Source organism: Streptomyces sp. NPDC001922 (genome assembly GCF_042891165.1).
Taxonomy (GTDB): Bacteria; Actinomycetota; Actinomycetes; order Streptomycetales; family Streptomycetaceae; genus Streptomyces.
This window is the reverse complement of the sequence record NZ_JBIASV010000017.1, coordinates 35474-56896: the sequence shown is the minus strand read 5'-3', so window position 1 is coordinate 56896 and position 21423 is coordinate 35474. Positions and strand designations below refer to the sequence as shown.

General features: G+C 72.7%; 18 protein-coding genes. 13 read left to right on the top strand and 5 right to left on the bottom strand.

Annotated elements, in window-relative coordinates:
- From ACFYYR_RS28230 to ACFYYR_RS28210, 5 genes are all read left to right on the top strand, one after another.
- A complete protein-coding gene (locus tag ACFYYR_RS28230) occupies positions 1 to 489 on the top strand; it encodes an ATP-binding protein (protein WP_388859483.1) in 489 nt (162 codons plus the stop codon).
- Positions 490 to 641: 152 nt separating this feature from the next.
- Positions 642 to 1406: a peptidase gene (locus ACFYYR_RS28225; RefSeq protein ID WP_388859480.1), complete on the top strand. Its 765-nt coding sequence runs from the start codon at positions 642 to 644 to the stop codon at positions 1404 to 1406.
- 386 nt (positions 1407 to 1792) lie between these two features.
- Positions 1793 to 2860 (top strand): hypothetical protein, encoded by a 1068-nt coding sequence (locus tag ACFYYR_RS28220; RefSeq protein WP_388859477.1) that lies wholly within the window; start codon positions 1793 to 1795, stop codon positions 2858 to 2860.
- A 221-nt stretch (positions 2861 to 3081) separates the two neighbouring features.
- Positions 3082 to 4329 carry a hypothetical protein gene (locus ACFYYR_RS28215; RefSeq protein WP_388859474.1) on the top strand — a complete coding sequence of 416 codons (1248 nt, stop codon included), beginning with the start codon at positions 3082 to 3084 and terminating at the stop codon, positions 4327 to 4329.
- Positions 4330 to 4343: 14 nt separating this feature from the next.
- Positions 4344 to 5723, top strand: a complete 1380-nt coding sequence (locus ACFYYR_RS28210) for a hypothetical protein (RefSeq protein ID WP_388859843.1) — start codon at positions 4344 to 4346, stop codon at positions 5721 to 5723.
- 177 nt (positions 5724 to 5900) lie between these two features.
- Here the strand turns inward: ACFYYR_RS28210 and ACFYYR_RS28205 are convergent, their stop codons facing one another.
- Positions 5901 to 7427, bottom strand: a complete 1527-nt coding sequence (locus tag ACFYYR_RS28205) for a peptide MFS transporter (RefSeq protein WP_388859471.1) — start codon at positions 7425 to 7427, stop codon at positions 5901 to 5903.
- Between the two features lie 406 nt (positions 7428 to 7833).
- Between ACFYYR_RS28205 and ACFYYR_RS28200 the strand changes: the two genes are divergently transcribed.
- Positions 7834 to 8514 carry a response regulator transcription factor gene (locus tag ACFYYR_RS28200; RefSeq protein ID WP_351513349.1) on the top strand — a complete coding sequence of 227 codons (681 nt, stop codon included), beginning with the start codon at positions 7834 to 7836 and terminating at the stop codon, positions 8512 to 8514.
- 167 nt (positions 8515 to 8681) lie between these two features.
- Complete coding sequence (locus tag ACFYYR_RS28195) at positions 8682 to 9920, top strand: ATP-binding protein (protein ID WP_388859467.1); 1239 nt, start codon at positions 8682 to 8684, stop codon at positions 9918 to 9920.
- A 144-nt stretch (positions 9921 to 10064) separates the two neighbouring features.
- On the opposite strand, the gene ACFYYR_RS28190 is transcribed toward ACFYYR_RS28195, so the two are convergent.
- The gene (locus ACFYYR_RS28190; RefSeq protein WP_388859464.1) at positions 10065 to 10589 is read right to left on the bottom strand and encodes a GtrA family protein; all 525 of its coding nucleotides are present in this window, start codon (positions 10587 to 10589) and stop codon (positions 10065 to 10067) included.
- A 206-nt stretch (positions 10590 to 10795) separates the two neighbouring features.
- Here ACFYYR_RS28190 and ACFYYR_RS28185 point away from each other — a divergent pair, with 206 nt between their 5' ends.
- From ACFYYR_RS28185 to ACFYYR_RS28175, 3 genes are read left to right on the top strand one after another with little or no spacing between them, the layout of a single operon-like run.
- Complete coding sequence (locus tag ACFYYR_RS28185) at positions 10796 to 11950, top strand: 5-(carboxyamino)imidazole ribonucleotide synthase (RefSeq protein WP_388859461.1); 1155 nt, start codon at positions 10796 to 10798, stop codon at positions 11948 to 11950.
- A gap of 28 nt (positions 11951 to 11978) precedes the next feature.
- Positions 11979 to 12548, top strand: a complete 570-nt coding sequence (gene purE / locus ACFYYR_RS28180) for a 5-(carboxyamino)imidazole ribonucleotide mutase (protein WP_388859458.1) — start codon at positions 11979 to 11981, stop codon at positions 12546 to 12548.
- A gap of 9 nt (positions 12549 to 12557) precedes the next feature.
- Positions 12558 to 13772: a dipeptidase gene (locus ACFYYR_RS28175; protein ID WP_388859456.1), complete on the top strand. Its 1215-nt coding sequence runs from the start codon at positions 12558 to 12560 to the stop codon at positions 13770 to 13772.
- Between the two features lie 103 nt (positions 13773 to 13875).
- On the opposite strand, the gene ACFYYR_RS28170 is transcribed toward ACFYYR_RS28175, so the two are convergent.
- On the bottom strand, positions 13876 to 15216 hold the full coding sequence (locus ACFYYR_RS28170; protein WP_388859453.1) for a UDP-glucose dehydrogenase family protein: 1341 nt from the start codon (positions 15214 to 15216) through the stop codon (positions 13876 to 13878).
- A 162-nt stretch (positions 15217 to 15378) separates the two neighbouring features.
- Between ACFYYR_RS28170 and ACFYYR_RS28165 the strand changes: the two genes are divergently transcribed.
- Positions 15379 to 16548, top strand: a complete 1170-nt coding sequence (locus tag ACFYYR_RS28165) for an acyl-CoA dehydrogenase (RefSeq protein ID WP_388859450.1) — start codon at positions 15379 to 15381, stop codon at positions 16546 to 16548.
- Between the two features lie 114 nt (positions 16549 to 16662).
- Here the strand turns inward: ACFYYR_RS28165 and ACFYYR_RS28160 are convergent, their stop codons facing one another.
- A complete protein-coding gene (locus tag ACFYYR_RS28160) occupies positions 16663 to 17943 on the bottom strand; it encodes an LCP family protein (RefSeq protein WP_388859447.1) in 1281 nt (426 codons plus the stop codon).
- Between the two features lie 129 nt (positions 17944 to 18072).
- Here ACFYYR_RS28160 and ACFYYR_RS28155 point away from each other — a divergent pair, with 129 nt between their 5' ends.
- Positions 18073 to 18621: an acyl-CoA thioesterase gene (locus tag ACFYYR_RS28155; protein WP_388859444.1), complete on the top strand. Its 549-nt coding sequence runs from the start codon at positions 18073 to 18075 to the stop codon at positions 18619 to 18621.
- A gap of 150 nt (positions 18622 to 18771) precedes the next feature.
- Here ACFYYR_RS28155 and ACFYYR_RS28150 read toward each other — a convergent pair whose 3' ends face one another.
- Complete coding sequence (locus ACFYYR_RS28150) at positions 18772 to 20199, bottom strand: LCP family protein (protein WP_388859441.1); 1428 nt, start codon at positions 20197 to 20199, stop codon at positions 18772 to 18774.
- Between the two features lie 196 nt (positions 20200 to 20395).
- Between ACFYYR_RS28150 and ACFYYR_RS28145 the strand changes: the two genes are divergently transcribed.
- Positions 20396 to 21421: a glycosyltransferase family 2 protein gene (locus ACFYYR_RS28145; RefSeq protein WP_388859438.1), complete on the top strand. Its 1026-nt coding sequence runs from the start codon at positions 20396 to 20398 to the stop codon at positions 21419 to 21421.
- Positions 21422 to 21423 lie beyond the last annotated feature (2 nt).

Genomic DNA, 21423 nt, shown 5'->3' with positions numbered 1-21423 from the left:
ATGAGCACCACTCGGCCGTACTCGCCGGGCGACCGTGGCCCGGAGTCGGACGGTGCTTCCCCAGCCGTTCCCGCGGCCGGACAGGTGCGGAGGCTGCGACTCAACGGAGCCAGCGGCATCGTCCCGAGTGCCCGGGACTTCACGCGGCAGGCGCTCTACGACTGGGGCTGGCTGCCCGCGTCCACCGGCGACCAGCGCGCCGCGGCCGAGGACGTCCTGCTCGTCGTCTCCGAGCTGGTCACGAACGCCTGTCTGCACGCCGAGGGCCCCGAGGAGCTGCGGGTCGGCTGCGTCGGGAAGGTGCTCCGCCTCGAGGTCGTCGACCTGGGGACGGGCTCCCCGGCGCCGCGTACCCCGCACCGGGCCGGCCGGCCCGGCGGCCACGGCATGTTCATCGTCCAGCGGCTGTGCCTGGACTGGGGGGTCGTGCGCAACCCCGAGGGCGGCACCGGCAAGACCGTCTGGGCGGAGCTGGCCGCACCGGCCTAGCGCCGCCGGCTTCACCGTTCCTTCCCCGAACACGCCGATCCGGCGTGTTCTTTGTCTTCCCTCCTTGACGGGCCCGGCGTACTGTCGGCGCCCGATCTGATGTGCCGTCAGCAAACTCCGCCGGGCGGCACGCGCCGAGAGGGGAGCCCGAGGTGTCCCACACGAAACGCCGGCCGGCCTGCCGCGGGGGCGCTCTCGCGGTGGCCGCGGCAGTGGCCGGGTCCGCCGCGCTCTGGGCGGCTCCGGCCGCCCATGCCGATGTCGTGGACGTCAACTACCAGTGCAAGACGCCGATCGGGGACAAGAGCGCGGTGTCGCCGATCGACATCAAGAGCGTGCAGAGCGGCGGCTCGTACAAGCTCACCATGTCCTTCCGGAAGGGTGTCTCCTCCAGCCCCGTGGAGCTGGGCAAGGGGGCGATGAACCCGAGTGCGCTGATCAAGCTGGGCGGCGCGGAGAGCGGCACGCTGCCCGTCTCGGGGCCGCCGAACCCCGAGGCGATCCCCGCCAACACCCCCATCAAGATCACCGACCTGTCGGGTACGTACCGGCCGAAGGCGAGCGGCAAGGTCACCTTCACCGCCTCCACCCTCACCATCAAGGCGCTGGGCACCACCACCACCTGCACGCCCAAGAACAACCCCGGGCCGTCGCTGACGCTCGATGTGCAGGGCACGGGCGGGGGCACCGGCTCGGGTTCCGGTACCGGCTCCGGTTCGGGCTCCGGCGGGGGCACCGGCTCCGGTACGACGGGCTCCGGGGGCGCGCCCGCGGGTCCGTCGGGCGGCGACGCGCTGCCGCAGACCGGACCGGCCGACTCGGCGGTCGCGCTGGGCACGCTGGGCGGGACCGTGCTGCTCAGCGGGGTGGCCGGAGCGCTCTGGCTGACCCGGCGGAACCAGCGGCCGGCCCGTTAGGGAGCTGTCGTCCGGACCGGGCCGGGATCGCGGGCCCGCATCACGCCTCGTCGCGGCGCCGTCGGTCGCCATGGCTCCGTCATGACTTCCGCCTGCGCCGTGGGACGCCCCCGGCCAGCCCGGGGGCGTCCCCGCACCGGACCCGCACCCGCCGCACGACAGCCCAGCCCGCCCGCCAGGTCCGCACAACAGCCTCAGCCCTCCGCCTGATCCTGCCGCACGACAGTCCAGCCCGCCCGGTCCGCACGACAGCCTCAGCCCTCTGCCTGATCCGCAACGACAGACCCAGCCGCCCGCCCGGGGCGGCCGCCGCGGGCGGATGTGCCCCGCCCGCGGCGGCCCGGGGCCCCGCCCGTCCACCCGCGAGCGAACCTCTGGAGCCGCCGATGCCGCCCCGCCCGCGCAGCGCCGTCCTGTGCGCCGCCACCCTGTCCGCGGCCGCTCTGACCGTGCTGTGCGGGCCGCTGGGCCCGCGCCCCGCGGCTGCCGCCGGGCCCGGCGGCCCGGAACGGCCGGCGGGCGGACCGGACTGGTCGGTCGCCCCCGCGTCCGGCGGCGCGGGCGGATCCCGGGCGGACCGGCGGCCGTACGTCTACCTGGAGGGCCGGCCCGGTGCGGTGCTCCAGGACCGGCTCTCGGTCACCAACCGTGCCGACCGGGCCCGCACGGTCCGGCTGCGCGGTCGCACCGGCCCGGAGACCGGCTCGGAGACCGGCGCGGGCGTCCGGGTCTCCTTCGCCGCGGCGGCGGTGCGGATCCCGGCGCGGACCCGCGCCGACATCCCGTTCACGGTCGGCGTCGCCCCGGACGCCGTCCCCGGCGAGCGGTCCGGGGCGATCACCGTCACCGGCGGCAGCCGCGCGGCGGACGTCCGGATCCATCTGCGGGTCACCGGGCCGACGCTGCCCGCCCTGGCGGTCGAGGACGTGTCCGTCGTACGGACCGGGGCCGCCGCCGAGATCCGCTACGCGCTGGTCAACCGGGGGAACACCGTCCTCCGGCCGCGCCTCGCCGTGCGGGCCGAGGGGCTGTTCGGCGAGGTGCTGCACCGGGACGCCCGCCCGCTCCGGCTGACGCTGGAGCCGGGGCGGCGGGTCCGGCTCACCGAGCGGTGGCCCGGGGCACCCCGGCTCGACGCGGTCGACGTACGGCTCGTCGCCACCGCCGCGGGCGGCGCGCACGCCGCGGCCACCGCCTCGTACTCCGGGGTCCCCCGGTACGCGGCCGCGCTGCTGCTCGGCCCGGTGGCGGCCGCGGGAGCGTGGTGGGCCCGGGCCTCCGGACGGCGGCGCGGTGCCGGGGGGAGCGGCCCCGAGGAGGCGGGGTCCGACGAGAGCCGCCCCGACGAGAGCCGCTCTGAGGGGAGCCGTCCTGGGGGGAGCGGCCGAGGGGGCCGGCCGCGAGGCCGGGATACGGACGGCCCGACGCGGGAGCGTGCGGGGGTGGAGCGGTGATCGGCTACGGTTCCCGGCCGGTGCCGCGCGGGCGGCGGGCCCGGGCGGTGTCGCGCTCCTCCGAGGTGCTCCGGATCCGTGCAGCGGTCAGGGCGGGTTCCCGGGCGCCCGCCCCGGAGCCACCGGGTGGCGCTCCTCGCCGCGCTGACCTGCGCAGAGTCTTACGCACCGCCCTGTGGCCCGCGCGCCGGTACGCCGCCGCGCGGTGGCCCGTCCAGGCGGTGGCCCTCCTCGCCGCCGTGTTCCTGTGCGCGCTGCTCCCGGTGCGGACGAGCAGCGCCGTCGACGTCCCCGCCTCCGCCGACGGCCCAGCCTCCGTCACCGTCCCCGCTTCCGCCGCCGCGGCGGCAGCCGCCGTCGGGCCCGCGCTGCGGCCCGCCGCAGCCCCGGACGCCCGCTCCCCGAAGAAGCCGGCCCCCGCCGTCACCGTGTCGAAGAAGAAGGCCGGTGCCGGGGGCAGCATCACCGTTCGCGGTACGGGATGGCGGCCGAAGGCGCTGCTCACCCTGCTCATCTGCGGTCAGAACATGATCGGCGGGACCAACGCCTGCGCCAACGCCGACGGCCGCGCCGTCACCACCCGCTCCGACGGCACCTTCCGCAGGGAACTGCCGGTGAGCGAACCGCCCAAGCCCTGCCCGTGCGTGGTCCACGCGGCGACCGTGGAGGGCGCAGCGGCGTCCGCGGACGCCGCGTTCGCCGTCGCCGGACACCCGGTGAGGCCGCTGCCCCGGGAGGGCGGCACCGGCCGGCTCACCGTGCTCGACGCGCGGCTGGACGGGTCGAGCGGGCTGCTGACCTGGTTCGGCGCGCCCCCGCAGCGCCGGCTCGTGCTGACCGTCGGCAACGTGGGCTCCGCGGCCGTACGGAACCCGGTCTTCCGGGTGGGGACGTCGCACGGGGTGTTCGCCCCCGCGTGGGAGGAACAGCAGTGGCGGGGGACCGTACCGGCCGGGCGCCGGGCCCGGATCGCCCTGCCGGTGGAACTGTCCGCGGGTGCGCACGGCGACTACCTGGTGTCGCTGAAGTACGGCGACACCGTCCTCACCGAACAGCCGTGGGGCGTGGGCCGGCCGTGGGGCGTCACCCTCTTCTGGCTGCTGCTCTGCGTCGTCGTGCCCGCCGCGGTCTTCCGGATCGGGATGGCGGTCGTCGACCGGGTGCGGCCCCGCGCCCCGTCCCGCACCGGACGCCACCGCACCCGGCGGCTCCGGGACCCGGCCCCGCCCCGGCGCGGCGGGAGGCCGTACGCCGGGCAGCCGCCCGGCACCGGGCAGCCGTACACCGGGAAGCCGCGCACCGGGAGACCGCGCTCCGGAGAGCCCGGCACCGGCGAGGAGTCCGGCCGGGTCCGGGCAGGGGACGGCGGCGCCGGTGACCTGCCCTGGTTCAGCCCGGACACACTGCCCGGCTCACCAACCCCTGTCTCCGCACCGTCCGATGACCCCACGACGAAAGGAAACACGTGACCACGCAACGGAGGATGAGCGCGGCCGGTGTCGCGCTGATGCTCGGCGGCGCGGGGATCGTGATCGCCGCGAGCCCGGCGCAGGCAGCCGACGTGAGTTACGCGACGGAGTGCGTTCCGCCCCCGATCTCCGGAATGGATCCGGTGCAGGGCACCACGAAGGTGGAGGTCCGGGCACCGGCGACGGCCAAGGTCGGCGACGAGGTCGAAGTGGTGTGGAAGACGGTGGAGGCCGCTTCCAGGAATCCCGGCATCCTCGATCTGTCGAAGGACACCGTCCAACCGACCGGGAAGATGACGGTGGCCGGCGCGCAGACCGGTGAACTGGCCGTCGCAGGACCGCGCCAGAACCCGCCGATCCCCAAGAACAGCCCCATGGTGCTGTCCGAGATGAAGGGAAAGCTGAAGCTGACCGCGGCCGGTGAGGTGACCGTGTCGCCCGGCTTCTACAACATCAACGTCAACAAGCCGATCTCCACGGACACCAAGTGCTCCCCCAAGGAAACCGTCAAGCCCGGGGCGACCATCAAGGTCACGGACGGCGGCGGCACTTCGGGCGGCACGTCGAGCGGCGGGACCTCCGGCGGCAGCACGGGCGGCACCACGGCGGGCGGGACGTCCAGCGGCGGTACGACGGCCGGTGGGACGTCGAGCGGCGGTGCGTCCGGCGGAAGTTCGGCCTCCGGCGGTACGACGGCCGGCGGGACGACCGGCGGCGGGGGCGACCCCGACGGCACCGACCACCCGGGCAAGGAGGTCTCGGTCGACTACGCCTGCAAGACGCCGATCGGTGACAAGAAGGCGACCTCCCCGGTCCGGATCAACGCCCGGAAGGACGGCGGCGCGTTCGGTCTCACCGTCCAGTTCGGCAAGTCCGTGATGGACAGCCCGGCCGACATCCCCGCCGACTCCGTCAAGCCGTCCATGGCCGTCACGGTCGGCGGCGCGGACAAGGGCTCGGTCACCGTGGAGGGCGCCACCAACAAGGACCCCATCAAGTCCGGTGAGCCCATCGAGATCCCCGACCTGAAGGGCACCTACAAGCCCGGTGCGAGCGGGAAGGCCACGCTCACCCCGGGCGTGCTGACCGTCAAGGCCCTGGGCACGACCACCACCTGCACCCCGGAGAAGGACCCGGGGGTCTCCCTCGAACTGGACACCACGGCCCAGCAGGGCGGGGTCGCCGGCGGCGGGAGCGGCGGCACCGGCGGTGCCACGGGCGGCGGTTCCGGTGCGGCGGGCGGCTCGGCCGCGGCCGGGGGCGGGCTCGCCGAGACCGGTGCGGGCGACCACGGCGGCCTGCGGGCGCTGGCCCTGGTGGCGGGCACCGTCACGCTGATCGGCGGCGCCGTCTTCACCTTCACTCCCTGGCGGAGGCTGCGCGGCCTCCGCTGACGCACCCGGCGGCCCTCCGGCCCGCCGGACGGGCCGCCATCCGTCGACGGGCCCGGGCCCGTGACCACGATGGCGCCCGGGAACGCCGCAGGGCCCCGCACGCAGCCGCGTGCGGGGCCCTGCGCACCGTACGGGCCGGACCGCGGCCCGGTCCGTACGGCAGCGTCGTGGGGACGGTCAGTGGACGTCGCCCATCAGCTGAATGATCTTCTTCCGGTAGGCGTAGACCGCGGCACCGGCCAGGACCGCCATGGTGGCCTCGGTCGCCACCACGGCGGAGCCGCTCAGGTCGACACCGCCGATGGAGAGCAGTCCGGTGATGCAGTCGCCGGCGGTGACGGCCAGGAACCACACGCCCATCATCTGGCTGGCGTACTTCTCCGGAGCCATCTTGGTCGTCACGGAGAGGCCGACCGGGGAGAGGCAGAGCTCACCGGCGGTCTGGATCAGGTAGATCGAGACGAGCCACATCGGGCTGGCCTTCGCCCCGTCCGCGGCCATCAGCATCGGCACGACGAAGACGAAGAACGAGCCGCCGATCATCAGCAGCGAGAGGGCGAACTTCACCGTGGTGCTGGGCTCCCGGTCGCTGCGCGCCAGCCACAGCCACAGCCAGGCGAAGACCGGGGCCAGCGCCATGATGAACAGCGGGTTCAGCGACTGGAACCAGGACGACGGGAAGTCGATCCCGAACACCTCGCCGGCGGTCTTGGTCTCCGCGAAGGCGGCCATCGTGGAGCCGCCCTGGTCGTAGATCATCCAGAAGATGGCGGCGACCACGAAGAACCAGATGTAGCCGCTCACCTTCGTCTGCTCGACGGCGGTGAGCTCCTTGTCGCGCTTGATGCGCACCAGCACCGCGGCCGGGATGATCAGGCCGAGCAGGGTGATCGGGACCAGCGCCCAGTTGAGGGTGAAGTTCCCCGTGAAGGTGACGATGCCGTAGAACACGGCGGCGACGACGAGCCAGAGCAGACTCTTGATCAGAGCGGAGTTCCGCTCCTCGGCGGAGAGCGGGGTGGGGACGACGCTGCTCTGTGCGTCGAGGTGCCGCGAGCCGATGAGGAACTGGACCAGACCCAGACCCATGCCGACGGCGGCGAGCCCGAAGCCGAGGTGCCAGTTGTACTGCTGGCCGACCGTGCCGATCACCAGCGGCGCGAAGAAGGCACCGAGGTTGATGCCCATGTAGAAGACGGTGAAGCCACCGTCGCGGCGCGGGTCCTGCGGGCCCTTGTAGAGCTGGCCGACCATCGTGGAGATGTTGGCCTTCATCAGGCCCGAGCCGAGCGCGACGAGCGCCAGGCCGAGGAAGAACATCGCCTCGCCGGGCGCGGCCAGCGTCAGGTGACCCGCCATGATGACGCTCGCCGCGATGGCGACGGTCTTCCGCGGGCCCCAGACCCGGTCGCCGAACCAGCCGCCGGGCATGGCCAGCAGGTAGACCATCGCCATGTAGACGGAGTAGATGGCCACCGCGTCGGCCTCGGGCATGCCCAGCCCGCCGCCCTGGGCGTCCTTGTCGGCGTCGGGGCCGCCGGAGATCAGATACACGACGAGCAGCGCCCGCATGCCGTAGAAGCTGAACCGCTCCCACATCTCCGTCATGAACAGGGTGGCCAGACCGCGTGGGTGGCCGAAGAAGGTCTTGCCGCCGGCAGGGGTCTCCTGCGGGGAAGCGCCCTTCGTCTGGCTGGATGCCATGGTGGGATCCTTGCTCGCTCGGGACGCGCCGCCGCGGGGTGGGCGCCCGGAATGGGGGGAGGACGGCACCGGAGCAAGCAAGCACACAGGACCGCATCCGTGCACCGTGCGGCGCGCGGACCGGCCCAGAGGTCCTTCACCTTGTCCCATGCCGGTGGTACCGGCCCTGCACCGCAAAGGGACCCTCGGCGTGTCCTACGAGCCAAAGGTCCCTGAGGTGCTATGGGCGCATCGCCACCTTACGTCACAGTAGCGTGCTATATGAAAGGACTTGAGATATGGATCACAGCCGCTGTGGGAACTGTTGACGCGTATCCGACGGTAACTGACAGCCCGTCCAACGAGTCCTCCGGGGGCTCCGTCCGAGCGGCCCCGCCCCACCACCTGCGCGGACTACCATCGGTCCATGACCCGAGTACTGCTCGCCGAGGATGACGCATCCATCTCGGAGCCGCTCGCCCGCGCACTGCGGCGCGAGGGCTACGAGGTCGAGGTGCGGGAGGACGGTCCCACCGCACTCGAAGCCGGCCTCCAGGGGGGTGTGGACCTCCTCGTGCTCGATCTGGGCCTGCCGGGCATGGACGGCCTCGAGGTCTGCCGGCGCCTCCGCACCGAGGGCCACGTCTTCCCCGTCCTCGTGCTCACCGCCCGCGCCGACGAGGTGGACACCGTCGTCGGTCTCGACGCCGGCGCCGACGACTACGTGACCAAGCCCTTCCGGCTGGCCGAACTCCTGGCGCGGGTACGGGCCCTGCTGCGCCGGGGGGCCGTCGAGACCCAGCAGCAGGCGCCCGCCACGCACGGCGTGCGGATCGACGTGGAGTCGCACCGCGCCTGGATGGGCGAGGAGGAGCTCCAGCTGACCGCCAAGGAGTTCGACCTGCTCCGGGTGCTGGTGCGGGACGCGGGCCGGGTGGTGACCCGCGACCAGCTGATGCGCGAGGTCTGGGACACCACCTGGTGGTCCTCCACCAAGACCCTCGACATGCACATCTCCTGGCTGCGCAAGAAGCTCGGCGACGACGCGGCGAACCCCCGCTACATCGCCACCGTCCGGGGCGTCGGCTTCCGGTTCGAGAAGAGCTGACGCCGCTGACGGGCGCGCCGCTCACGGCGCGTCCCGGACGCGGAGCTCTCCGCGTCCGCGGAACGGGAGGCCGGTGATGCGACATCATCGGATACCGGGCGGCGGAGACATCCGCCGCGCTCCGCTCCAGAGCGGACCCGATTCGCGAAACCGGCCCGGAGGGCACTGTGCGCCGCCGTCTGATCAACTCCACGCTCGCCGTGGTGCTCGTGGTGATCGCCGTCTTCGGCGTCTCCCTCGTCATCGTGGAAACCCGAACCATCGAGAACAGCGCCCGGGAGAGCGTCGAGTCCGAGGCGGTACGCCTGGTCAGCATCGTCGACAGCCGGCTCCTCGGCGGGGAACGGGTCAGCACCGAGGTGCTGCGCGACCAGGTCGGCCCCGGGCGCTACGCCCGGATCGAGATGCCCGGCCGGCAGCTCATCGAGGTCGGCAAGCCGCCCGGCGGCGGGGTCATCGAATCCCGTGAGACCGGCGAGCGGGGGGAGACGGTCACCGTCCAGGCGCCCGCCGCCGCCGTCAGTGAGGAGATCGGCCGGACCCTGCTGATCATCCTCGCGGTGGCCCTGCTCGCCGTCGTCGCCGCCGTCCTGCTCGCCGTACGGCAGGCGCACCGGCTGACCGCCCCGCTCACCGACCTCGCGGAGACCGCCGAGCGGCTGGGCTCCGGCGACCCGCGCCCCCGCCACCGCCGCTACGGGGTGCCGGAGCTGGACCGGGTCGCGGACGTCCTGGACGCCAGCGCCGACCGGATCGGACGCATGCTGACCGCGGAGCGCCGGCTGGCCGCGGACGCCTCCCACCAGCTGCGCACGCCCCTGACGGCGCTCTCCATGCGGCTGGAGGAGATCTCCGCGACGGACGACCCGGACACCGTGAAGGAGGAGGCGACGATCGCGCTGGGGCAGGTCGAGCGGCTCACCGACGTCGTGCAGCGGCTGCTCACCAACTCGCGCGACCCGCGGACCGGCTCCGCGGTCGCCTTCGACCTCGACGAGGTGGTCAAGCAGCAGATCGAGGAGTGGCGCCCGGCCTACCGGAGCGCGGGGCGGGCCATCGTCTGCTCGGGCACGAAGGGGCTGCGGGCGGTCGGGACCCCGGGTGCGGTGGCCCAGGTCCTCGCCACGCTGATCGAGAACTCACTGATGCACGGCGCGGGACCGGTGGCCATCCGCACCCGGGTCACGGGCAACCAGGTGGTGGTGGAGGTCACGGACGCGGGCCCGGGCGTGCCGCCCGACCTCGGGGCCCGGGTCTTCGAGCGCACCGTCAGCGGCCGGAACTCCACCGGTCTGGGGCTGGCGGTCGCCCGGGACCTGGCCGAGGCGGACGGCGGCCGCCTGGAGCTGGTGCAGCAGCACCCGCCGGTCTTCGCGCTCTTCCTGAGCCGTGAGGCGGGCCACTAGGCCCTGTCGTCGAGGCGGGCCGGCCGGCCGGGCGGGCTCCCGCGGCCGTGGGGCGGGCGCCGGGAAACGGCGGCCTGAGCGGCGCCGAGCCCGTGCACCGAGCCCCTGCGCCGAGACCCTGCACCGGGCCGGGGGCCGCCGGGGCTACTTGATCCGGCCGGACTGGTAGCGGGCCTCGCCGAGCAGCGCGTCCTCCTCGAGGAACGATTCAGCGGTCTCCACCGCCTCCCGCGCCGGAAGCCCGCGGAAGACCCAGGTCCGGTAGGACCAGAAGCGGAACGCCGTCCCGATCCCGAGCCCGATCACGTTCTTCGCGACGTTGTCGGCCACGGTCGAGGTGAAGCCGAAGCCGTAGTGCGAGAGGGCCAGGATGCCGTTCTCGATGATCAGGCCGATGCCGCTGAACAGCAGGAACAGCGAGAGCTCCCGGCTGCGGTGGGACTTGTCGGAGCTCCGGTAGGTCCAGTAGCGGTTGCCGATGTAGTTGGTGCCGATCGCGACGACCGTGGCGATGACACCGGAGCGCACCACGGCCAGGCCGAAGGCGTGGATGCACAGGTTGAAGACGACGAAGTTGACCAGGAAGCCGACGGCGCCGACCGTCCCGAATTTGGCGAGTTCGCGGGCCAGCTGCCGCAGCCGCGAACGCAGTGTGGGCCGTTCACTCATAGGGATCGTGTGGCTCCGTGGTTGGCGTTGATCGTCTTTGTCCGGCTTCCTCATGCTAACCAGGGGCCGGGCGGCCCGCCGCCCGGACGGTGCCGAAGGCGGCCGTCCGGGGCGGAAACGGAACGCAGCCGGAGCAGTACCGTCGAATTGGAGGATCCTCCAATGGCGAAAGGTGCGCCGCTCCGGGGTCCGGATACTCTGGTCGGGTGACATTCCCGGTAGTCGGCATGGTCGGTGGCGGTCAGCTCGCCCGAATGACCCACGAGGCGGGCATCCCCCTCGGCCTGAAATTCAAGCTCCTCAGCGACACCCCGCAGGACTCTGCGGCACAGGTCGTCAGCGAGGTCGTCATCGGCGACTATCGCGACCTCGACACCCTTCGTGCTTTCGCACAAGGCTGCGACGTGATCACCTTCGATCACGAGCATGTGCCGACCGAGCACCTCCGTGCCCTGGAAGCCGATGGCATCCCGGTGCGCCCCGGTCCGGACGCCCTGGTGCACGCCCAGGACAAGGGCGTGATGCGGGCCAGGCTCCGGGAGATCGGTGCGCCGTGCCCACGGCACCGGATCGTCTCCGGCTCCGAGGACGTCGAGCGGTTCGCCGTCGAGGAGGGCGACGGGTACCCGGTCGTCCTCAAGACCGTCCGCGGCGGGTACGACGGCAAGGGGGTGTGGATCGTCCGCGGCCAGGAGGAGGCGGCCGAGCCGTTCCGCGCGGGCGTGCCGGTGCTGGCCGAGGAGAAGGTCGGCTTCGTCCGGGAGCTCGCGGCCAACGTCGTCCGGTCCCCGCACGGCCAGGCGGTCGCCTACCCCGTCGTGGAGTCCGTCCAGGTCGACGGCGTCTGCGACACCGTGATCGCCCCCGCCCCGGGGCTGTCCGAGGAACTCTCCGCCCGGGCGCAGCAGCTGGCCCTCACCGTGGCCGAGGAGCTCGGCGTGGTCGGCCATCTCGCGGTGGAGCTGTTCGAGACCCGCGGCGCGGACGGAACGCCCGGGATCCTCGTCAACGAGCTCGCCATGCGCCCGCACAACTCCGGCCACTGGACCCAGGACGGCGCCATCACCTCCCAGTTCGCCAACCATGTGCGGGCCGTGCTCGACCTGCCGCTCGGCGACCCCCGCCCGCGCGCCACCTGGACCGTGATGACCAATGTCCTCGGCGGCGACTTCCCCGACATGTATCCGGCCTATCTGCACTGCATGGCCCGGGACCCGCAGTTGAAGATCCATATGTATGGCAAGGACGTGAAGCCGGGCCGTAAGGTCGGCCATGTCAACACCTACGGCGACGACCTCGCCGAGGTACGCGAGCGCGGCCGGCACGCCGCGGACTACCTGCGCGGGACCGTCGTTGAATAGTTCCGTGGCCGAAGAGGAGAGCTCAGGAATGACCGCCCCGTCCCCCGGCCACGACTCCGGTACCGGCACCGGACCCTCCGCTCCCCTCGTCGGCATCGTGATGGGCTCCGACTCCGACTGGCCGGTCATGGAGGCCGCGGCCCAGGCGCTCGACGAGTTCGAGGTGCCCTACGAGGTCGACGTCGTCTCGGCCCACCGGATGCCGCGCGAGATGATCGCGTACGGCGAGCGGGCCGCCGAGCGCGGCCTCAAGGCCGTCATCGCCGGTGCGGGCGGCGCCGCCCACCTGCCCGGCATGCTCGCCTCGGTGACCCCGCTGCCCGTGATCGGCGTTCCGGTGCCGCTGAAGTACCTCGACGGCATGGACAGCCTGCTGTCCATCGTGCAGATGCCCGCGGGCGTTCCGGTCGCCACCGTCTCGGTCGCCGGCGCCCGCAACGCCGGGCTGCTGGCCGTCCGGATGCTCGCCGCCCACGACGACGAACTCCTCGGGCGGATGCGGCAGTTCCAGGACGACCTGAACGAGCAGGCCACCGAGAAGGGCAAGCGGCTGCGCGCCAAGGTCGACGGCAGCGCCGGCTTCGGCTTCGGACAGTAGGGGGAGACCGTGACCGATCATCTCGCCGCGGCCGGGGAGCTCCTGGCCGCCCACCCCGTCGTCGACGGACACAACGACCTGCCCTGGGCCCTGCGGGCGCAGGTCCGCTACGACCTCGACCGGCGGGACATCGCCACCGACCAGAGCGCCCACCTCCACACCGATATCCCGCGGCTGCGGGCGGGCGGCGTCGGCGCGCAGTTCTGGTCGGTGTACGTCCCCGCCGACCTGAGCGGCGACGCGGCCGTCAGCGCCACCCTCGAACAGATCGACGTGGTGGGCCGGCTGATCGACCGCTACCCGGCCGACCTGCGCCGGGCGCTGACCGCCGACGACATGGAGGCCGCCCGCGCCGAGGGCCGGATCGCCTCCCTGATGGGCGCCGAGGGCGGCCACAGCATCAACTGCTCGCTGGCCACCCTGCGCGCCCTGTACGAGCTGGGCGTCCGCTACATGACGCTCACCCACAACGACAACATCCCGTGGGCGGACTCGGCGACCGACGAGCCGCGGCTGGGCGGCCTCAGCCGGTTCGGCGAGGAGGTCGTCCGGGAGATGAACCGCACGGGCATGCTCGTCGACCTCTCGCACGTCTCGGCCGGCACGATGCGGGACGCGCTGCGCGTCTCCGAGGCACCCGTGGTCTTCTCGCACTCCTCGGCGCGCGCCGTCTGCGACCATCCGCGCAACATCCCGGACGACGTGCTGGCGCTGCTGCCCGCCAACGGCGGCATCGCCATGGTCACGTTCGTACCGAAGTTCATCCTGCCCGCGGCCATCGAGTGGACGCTGGCCGCCGACGAGAACATGCGTGCCCACGGTCTGCACCCGCTGGACACCACCGAGCCCGGGATGACGGTGCAGCGGGCCTTCGAGGCGGTCCGCCCGCGGCCGGTCGCCACCGCGGCCACCGTCGCCGACCACCTCGACCACATGCGCGAGGTCGCGGGGATCGACCACATCGGCATCGGCGGCGACTTCGACGGCAGCGCCTTCACGCCGTCCGGGCTGGACGATGTGGCGGGTTACCCGAACCTGGTCGCCGAACTGCTGCGGCGCGGCTGGTCGTCGGCCGACGTGGCCAAGCTGACCTGGCAGAACGCCGTCCGCACGCTGCGGTCCGCGGAGGACGTGGCGCGCGGGATCCGGGCGGATCCGCGCCGCGGCCCGTCGAACGCGACCATCGAGGAGCTCGACGGCGCGGCCGTCGACGCCCGCACCTGAGACGGCGGAAGGCCCGCCCGCCCCGGCGTTCCGGGGCGGGCGGGCCTTCCGAGGTCCGTCCCTTCAGGAGGGCCGCGGTGCCGGTGTGCCCGGCACGGCGGGGTCAGGCGCGGGGCCGCCCCAGCGCCCGGTACGTCCAGCCCGCCTCGCGCCAGCGCTCCGGGTCCAGCGCGTTCCGCCCGTCCAGCATCCGCCGCTCCGCGACGACCTCGCCCAGCGCCGCCGGGTCGAGCTCGCGGAACTCCTGCCACTCGGTGAGGTGCAGCACCACATCCGCGCCGCGGGCCGCGTCCAGCGCGGTCGGCGCGTAGCCCAGGGTCGGGAACAGCCGGCGGGCGTTCTCCATGCCCTTGGGGTCGTAGATGGTGACCTGGCCGCCCTGGAGGTGGATCTGACCGGCGACGTTGAGCGCGGGGGAGTCCCGCACGTCGTCCGAGTCGGGCTTGAACGCCGCGCCCAGCACGGCCACCCGCTTGCCCAGGAAGCTGTCGCCCACCGCCTCGCGGGCCAGCTCCACCATCCGCGCCCGGCTGCGCATGTTGATCGAGTCGACCTCGCGGAGGAAGGTCAGCGCCTGGTCCGCGCCCAGCTCACCGGCGCGGGCCATGAACGCCCGGATGTCCTTGGGCAGGCAGCCGCCGCCGAAGCCGATACCGGCCCGGAGGAACTTCTTCCCGATGCGCTCGTCGTGGCCGATGGCCTCCGCGAGCTTCACCACATCGCCCTCGCCCGCCTCGCACACCTCGGCCATCGCGTTGATGAACGAGATCTTGGTGGCCAGGAAGGAGTTGGCGGAGGTCTTGACCAGCTCGGCGGTCGGGAAGTCGGTGACGACGAACGGCGAGCCCTCGCCGATGGGGGCCGCGTACACCTCGCGCAGCTGCTTCTCCGCGCGCTCGCCGGCCACTCCGACGACGATCCGGTCGGGGTGCAGGGTGTCCCGGACGGCGAACCCCTCGCGGAGGAACTCCGGGTTCCAGGCCAGCTCGGCGTCGGCCCCGACCGGGGCCAGCTCCGCCAGCCGCGCCGCCAGCCGCTCCGCGCTGCCGACCGGCACGGTGGACTTGCCGACCACCAGCGCCGGCCGGGTCAGATGCGGGGCCAGCGACTCGAAGGCGCTGTCCACGTAGCTCATGTCACACGCGTACTCGCCGTGCTTCTGCGGAGTGTTCACACAGACGAAGTGGATGTCGCCGAACTCGCCGGCCTCGGCGTAGGAGGTGGTGAAGCGCAGCCGCCCGGTGGAGCCCTCGTGCCCCGCGACGTGCTTGCGCAGCAGCTCCTCCAGCCCCGGCTCGTACATCGGCACCCGGCCCGCCGCGAGCATCTCGATCTTCTCGGGGACCACGTCCAGACCCAGCACCTCGAAGCCCAGCTCGGCCATGGCGGCGGCGTGGGTGGCACCGAGGTATCCGGTGCCGATCACAGTGATCTTCGGGGCCATGTATCGCTCCGTGGTCGAACGGTCTGGACTGCGCGCCCGAGCATAGTCGGGCCGCGGACCGGGCATGGGGCCCGCTGTCGGCAAGCTCACGTATGCCCGGATGGGGCATCGCCCCTAGACTCGGGTTACTTAACGGTAGTTAGCATTTGGGAGTGAGGACCCGTGGCGCCCTCGGGGAGCACAGCGAACGACTTTGACCTCTACCGGCCGTCCGAGGAGCACGACATGCTCCGGGACACGGTGCGCGCGCTCGCCGAGGCGAAGATCGCGCCGTTCGCCGCCGAGGTCGACGAGGAGGGCCGCTTCCCGCAGGAGGCCCTCGACGCCCTGGTGGCCTCGGACCTGCACGCCGTGCACGTGCCCGAGTCCTACGGCGGCGCGGGCGCCGACGCCCTGGCGACCGTGCTCGTCATCGAGGAGGTGGCGCGCGTCTGCTGCTCCTCCTCCCTGATACCGGCGGTCAACAAGCTGGGCTCGCTGCCGGTCATCCTCTCCGGCTCCGAGGAGCTGAAGAAGAAGTACCTGGGCCCGCTCGCCAAGGGCGACGCGATGTTCTCCTACTGCCTCTCCGAGCCGGACGCCGGCTCCGACGCCGGCGGCATGAAGACCAAGGCGGTCCGGGACGGCGACCACTACATCCTCAACGGTGTGAAGCGCTGGATCACCAACGCGGGCGTCAGCGAGTACTACACGGTCATGGCCGTGACGGACCCGGAGAAGCGCACCAAGGGCATCTCGGCCTTCGTCGTCGAGAAGTCGGACGAGGGTGTCTCGTTCGGCGCCCCGGAGAAGAAGCTCGGCATCAAGGGCTCGCCGACCCGCGAGGTCTACCTGGACAACGTCCGGATCCCGGCCGACCGCATGATCGGCGCCGAGGGCACCGGCTTCGCCACCGCGATGAAGACGCTCGACCACACCCGCATCACGATCGCGGCGCAGGCGCTCGGTGTCGCCCAGGGTGCCCTGGACTACGCCAAGGGCTACGTCCAGGAGCGCAAGCAGTTCGGCAAGCCGATCGCCGACTTCCAGGGCGTGCAGTTCATGCTCGCCGACATGGCCATGAAGGTCGAGGCCGCCCGCCAGCTCACCTACGCGGCCGCCGCCAAGTCCGAGCGCGGCGACAGCGACCTCACCTTCCAGGGCGCCGCCGCCAAGTGCTTCGCCTCGGATGTCGCCATGGAGGTCACCACGGACGCCGTGCAGCTGCTCGGCGGCTACGGCTACACCCGTGACTACCCGGTGGAGCGCATGATGCGCGACGCCAAGATCACCCAGATCTACGAGGGCACCAACCAGGTCCAGCGCATCGTCATGGCGCGCAACCTGCCGTAGCCCCCGGCACGCCGGCGTACCCAGAGCCGGCATACGCAGAGCCGGCATACGCAGAAGGGCTCCACCGACCGGTGGGGCCCTTCTGCGTACGAGGAACGGTGTGCGGCGGGACGGTCAGTCGCTGGAGACGGTGACCTTCTCGTCGTTCTTGAGCTGGCTCACCAGCTGCCTGACCTTGGCCTTGTCCCACTGGAGGTTGCCGCCGACGCTGCCGGAGGTCGGCATGTTCATCTGCTTGCCCTCGCCGCCGGAGACGCTCTTCATCGCGAAGAACATCTCGGACAGGTCGAACAGGCCCATGTCCTTGTCGACCACCAGGGTGTCCAGGCCCGCGCCCATCGTCGGGTAGAGCCGGAACGGGTTGAGCACCGTCGACGGGGTCGCGGTCTGGCTCGCCAGCGCGGAGAGGAACTTCTGCTGGTTCTTCGTCCGGTCGAGGTCGCTGCCCGGCAGGGCGTAGCGGGTCCGGACGAAGGCGAGCGACTGCTGGCCGTCGAGCGTCTGCTTGCCCGACTTGAAGTCCGCGCCCGACTTCTCGTCCTTGAAGCCCTTGGGGATGTTCATCTCGACGCCGCCGACCGCGTCCACGATCTTGGCGAAGCCGCCGAAGCCGATCTCCGCGTAGTGGTCGATGTGCAGACCGGTGTTGGACTCGACGGTGCGGACCAGCAGCTGCGGGCCGTCCTCGGCGTAGGAGGCGTTGAGCTTGGTGTGCCGGCCCTGGCCCGGGAAGAGCTTGCCGGAGTCCGAGCCGCGGTAGGACGGGATCTCCACGTCCGAGTCGCGGGGCAGCGAGATCATGGTGTTCCCGCTGCTGCCGACGTGCAGGATCATCATCGAGTCGGTGCGCTTGCCGTTCGCCGACCCGGTGTGCAGCCGCTTCTTGTCCGCGGCGGTCATGCCCTCACGGCTGTCCGAGCCGACGATCAGGTAGTTGGTGCCCTCGCCGGTCTCCGGGCGCTCGATCACCTTGCTGAGGTCGACCCGCCGCTGGAGCTTGGAGTCGGCCCAGAAGTAGGTGCCGATCGAGACCGCCAGCAGCGCGACGACCAGGGTGATCGCGCCTATCTTGATCCGGCGGCGCCAGTCCGGCGCCGGGCGGCCGTACGGATCCCCGCCGGCCCGGCCCCCGCGCCCGCCGCCGTAGACCTGGCCGGTGTTGTAACCGTTGTCGTACTCCGCGTAGTCGTCAGGGCCCCGTTGGCCCGGGACGGAGCCGTGTTGCGGCGACAGATGCGGCGGAAGCGGCGGCTCCGCGTGCTGCCCGCCGCCGTAGCCGCCACCGCCGCGCTGCACATGGCGCATGGCGCGGGCGGACTCGGGACGCGAGCTCCCACTGCCGCGTCCGTACCTGTCCCTGCTGTCGCCGGTCCATCCCTCAGGCCAATCATTCATAGGCAGAAGTGTGCCTGCCCGGGGGGACCCTCTTACAGGGTGAGTGGCGAATCGCACCTGGCCTGTAGCAGATCTGATGCAAAGAGGGGAAGGCGGGGGCGGGGTGTTTCCCCGCATATGGTGGACGGCATGACTGACCAGGCCCAAGCCCCGGAGGGCGAGATTCCGGGCAAGCCCACCGCAGCCTCCCGTACCACGCTGTCACACATCATGACCGGCAGTGACACCAACCTCCTCGGCACCGTCCACGGCGGCGTGATCATGAAGCTGGTCGACGACGCGGCGGGCGCCGTCGCCGGGCGGCACTCCGGCGGGCCGGCGGTCACGGCGTCCATGGACGAGATGGTCTTTCTGGAGCCCGTCCGGGTCGGCGACCTGGTGCATGTGAAGGCCCAGGTCAACTGGACCGGCCGGTCCTCCATGGAGGTCGGGGTCCGGGTGATGGCCGAGCGGTGGAACGAGTCCACGCCCGCCTCCCAGGTCGGCAGTGCCTATCTGGTCTTCGCGGCGGTGGACGCGGACGGCAAGCCGCGGCGGGTGCCGCCGGTGGTCCCGGAGTCCGAGCGCGACAAGCGGCGCTACCAGGAGGCGCAGATCCGGCGCACGCACCGGCTCGCCCGGCGCCGCGCCATCAAGGAGCTCCGCGAGAAGCGGATCGCCGACGGCTTCGACGCCTGACGGCGGGCGACCGACGCCTGAAGAACGACGCCTGACGATCGACGCCTGACGATCGACGCCTGACGCACGACGGCGGGCGACAGCGGGCAACCGGACGTCCGCCGGGGTGGTCCGCAGGGCCCGGCTCAGCGGCCCGGCTCAGCGGGACGTTCAGCGGCACATGATGTGGTCGCCGGTGAGCGCCGCGTCGTCCAGCGCCCCGGCCACGCGCACCCGCTGCACGGACCGGAAGTCCGGTCCGACCGTGACCCGCATCACCGGGCCCTGGCCGTACACCGGCCGCAGTTCGGCGCCGGGCAGCGCGGTGGCGAGCGCGCGGGCCGAGCGGTCCCAGCCCGGGTCGTAGCCGATGACGGTGCGCCGTACCGGGGCCGCCGCGGTCACGGGGGCACCGGAGGTGACGAAGCCGGCCTTCCGCAGGGCCGTGTCCGCCCGGGTGCCCAGGCCGGCGCGGTCGGTGCCGTTCTCCACCTGCACCCGGATCCGCTGCGGCGCGACATCGACCGGCTTGCCGCGGCCGCCCCGCCGGTGGCGGACGGCGAGCGGCCGGTCGGCGCGGAGGGTGCGGAAGATCTTCGTGGCCTTCGCGGTGTCCCAGCGGACGGTGGAGCCCAGGCCCGGCACCCGGTACCCGGCGTCCGCGACCGGCACGGAGACGAACTCCGAGGAGGCCGGGGAGAACCCGCGCATCGCCCGGCCGAGGTCCATCAGTTCGTCCGCGCCGAGCCCCCGGTCCGCGCGGACCGAGCCCACCAGGGTGCCCGCCACCTTGTTGAGCAGCACCGGGTTCATCAGCACCCCGCCGCTGGTGACGCGCTGCACCAGCGCGGCCATGAAGTGCTGCTGACGGCGCATCCGGCCGAGGTCGGCGGCGCCGTCCACATGCCGGGAGCGCACGTACTGCAGGGCCTCGCCGCCGTTCAGCCTGCGGGTCCCGACCGGCAGGTCCAGGCCGGTGTAGCTGTCCCGCATCGGGCGCACGGCACAGATCTTCACCCCGCCGAGGGCGTCCACGGTCCGCATGAAGCTGGTGAAGTCCACTTCGAGGTAGTGGTCGATGTGGATGCCGGTCATCTGCTCGACGGTGCGGACGGTGAGCCGGGGACCGCCCTGGGCGTAGGCCGCATTGATCTTCCCCGGGTGGGCGGGGAACTGCTCCCCGGTGGCCGGGTCGGTGTGCTCGGGCAGCTGGACGTAGCTGTCGCGCGGGATGCTGACGATGGACGCGCGGTCCCGGTCCGCCGAGAGATGCACCACCATGATGGTGTCGGTGCACCGGCAGGGGGCGCCGCCGAGGTGGTACTTCCGCCGGGTCGCCGGGTCGAGCCGCTCCCGCCCGTCCGTGCCGACGACCAGGAAGTTCAGCCCCTCGGTGCCGCGCGGCCGGTCGTTGAGGCCCGCGAAGGGATCGACCCTGCCGATCGCGGTGTCCAGCCCGGTCACCATCGCGTGCCCGGCTCCGGCACCGGCCAGCAGGAGCGCGGCTCCCGCCATGGCCAGCCGCACCCCCCAGCGGGGGCGGCGCGGCGGGGGCACGGTGCGGGGGTGCGGCTGGGTGGGGGGAGCCGGGGCGGTCACAGATGACACCTCCGCGGGCGCGTGGGGCGTGACCGAACTCACGGTAGGTCCATACGATCTGCATCCCGTGGCCCCACGCCGCCCGCGGACCGCCCTGCCACTCGGCCGCGTACGGGCGTGTCGGCCATTCGCGGTAACGTGAGTGCCGACCTGCAGTCTCCGGGGGCGCGGCCCCCGTACCCCCGAGGACCCACCGTTGCCCGCAGCACCCGAAGCGAAGCTCCCGGCCGTCTCCGTGATCATGCCGGTGCTCAATGAGGAACGTCATCTGCGCAATGCGGTCCGGCACATCCTGGAGCAGGAGTACGCCGGTGAGCTCGAGGTGGTGATCGCCCTCGGCCCGTCGGCGGACCGGACGGACGAGATCGCCGCCCAGCTCGTGGCCGAGGACTCCCGGGTGCACACCGTGCCGAACCCGACGGGCCGCACCCCCGCCGCGCTCAACGCGGCCATCAAGGCGTCCCGGCATCCGGTCGTGGTGCGGGTCGACGGGCACGGCATGCTCTCCCCGGACTACATCGCCACGGCGGTGCGGCTCCTGGAGGAGACCGGCGCGCAGAACGTCGGCGGCATCATGCACGCCGAGGGGGAGAACGACTGGGAGCACGCCGTCGCCGCGGCCATGACCTCCAGGATCGGCGTCGGCAACGCGGCCTTCCACACCGGTGGTGCCGCGGGCCCGGCCGAGACCGTGTACCTCGGTGTCTTCCGCCGGGAGGCGCTGGAGCAGCAGGGCGGCTACAACGAGGAGTTCATCCGGGCCCAGGACTGGGAGCTGAACTTCCGGATCCGCGAGGCCGGCGGGCTGATCTGGTTCTCCCCGGAGCTGAAGGTCTCCTACCGGCCGCGGCCGTCGGTGCGGGCCCTCGGCAAGCAGTACAAGGACTACGGCCGTTGGCGGCACGTGGTGGCCCGCTACCACCAGGGCTCGATCAACCTCCGCTACCTGGCTCCGCCGACCGCGCTGACCGCCATCGCCGCCGGAATCGTCGTCGGCGCGGCGCTGACCCCGTGGGGCTTCCTGGTCCCGGGCGGGTACCTCGCGGCCATCGCGGCGGGCTCGGTCCCGGCCGGCCGCGGCCTCCCGCTGAAGGCCCGGCTGCGCATCCCGGTCGCGCTGGCCACCATGCACATGGCCTGGGGCTGGGGCTTCCTGACGAGCCCCCGGGCGCTGGCGCGGAAGGTCATCGCCAGCCGGCGTCCCGCGGTGCTCGCCGGATAGCC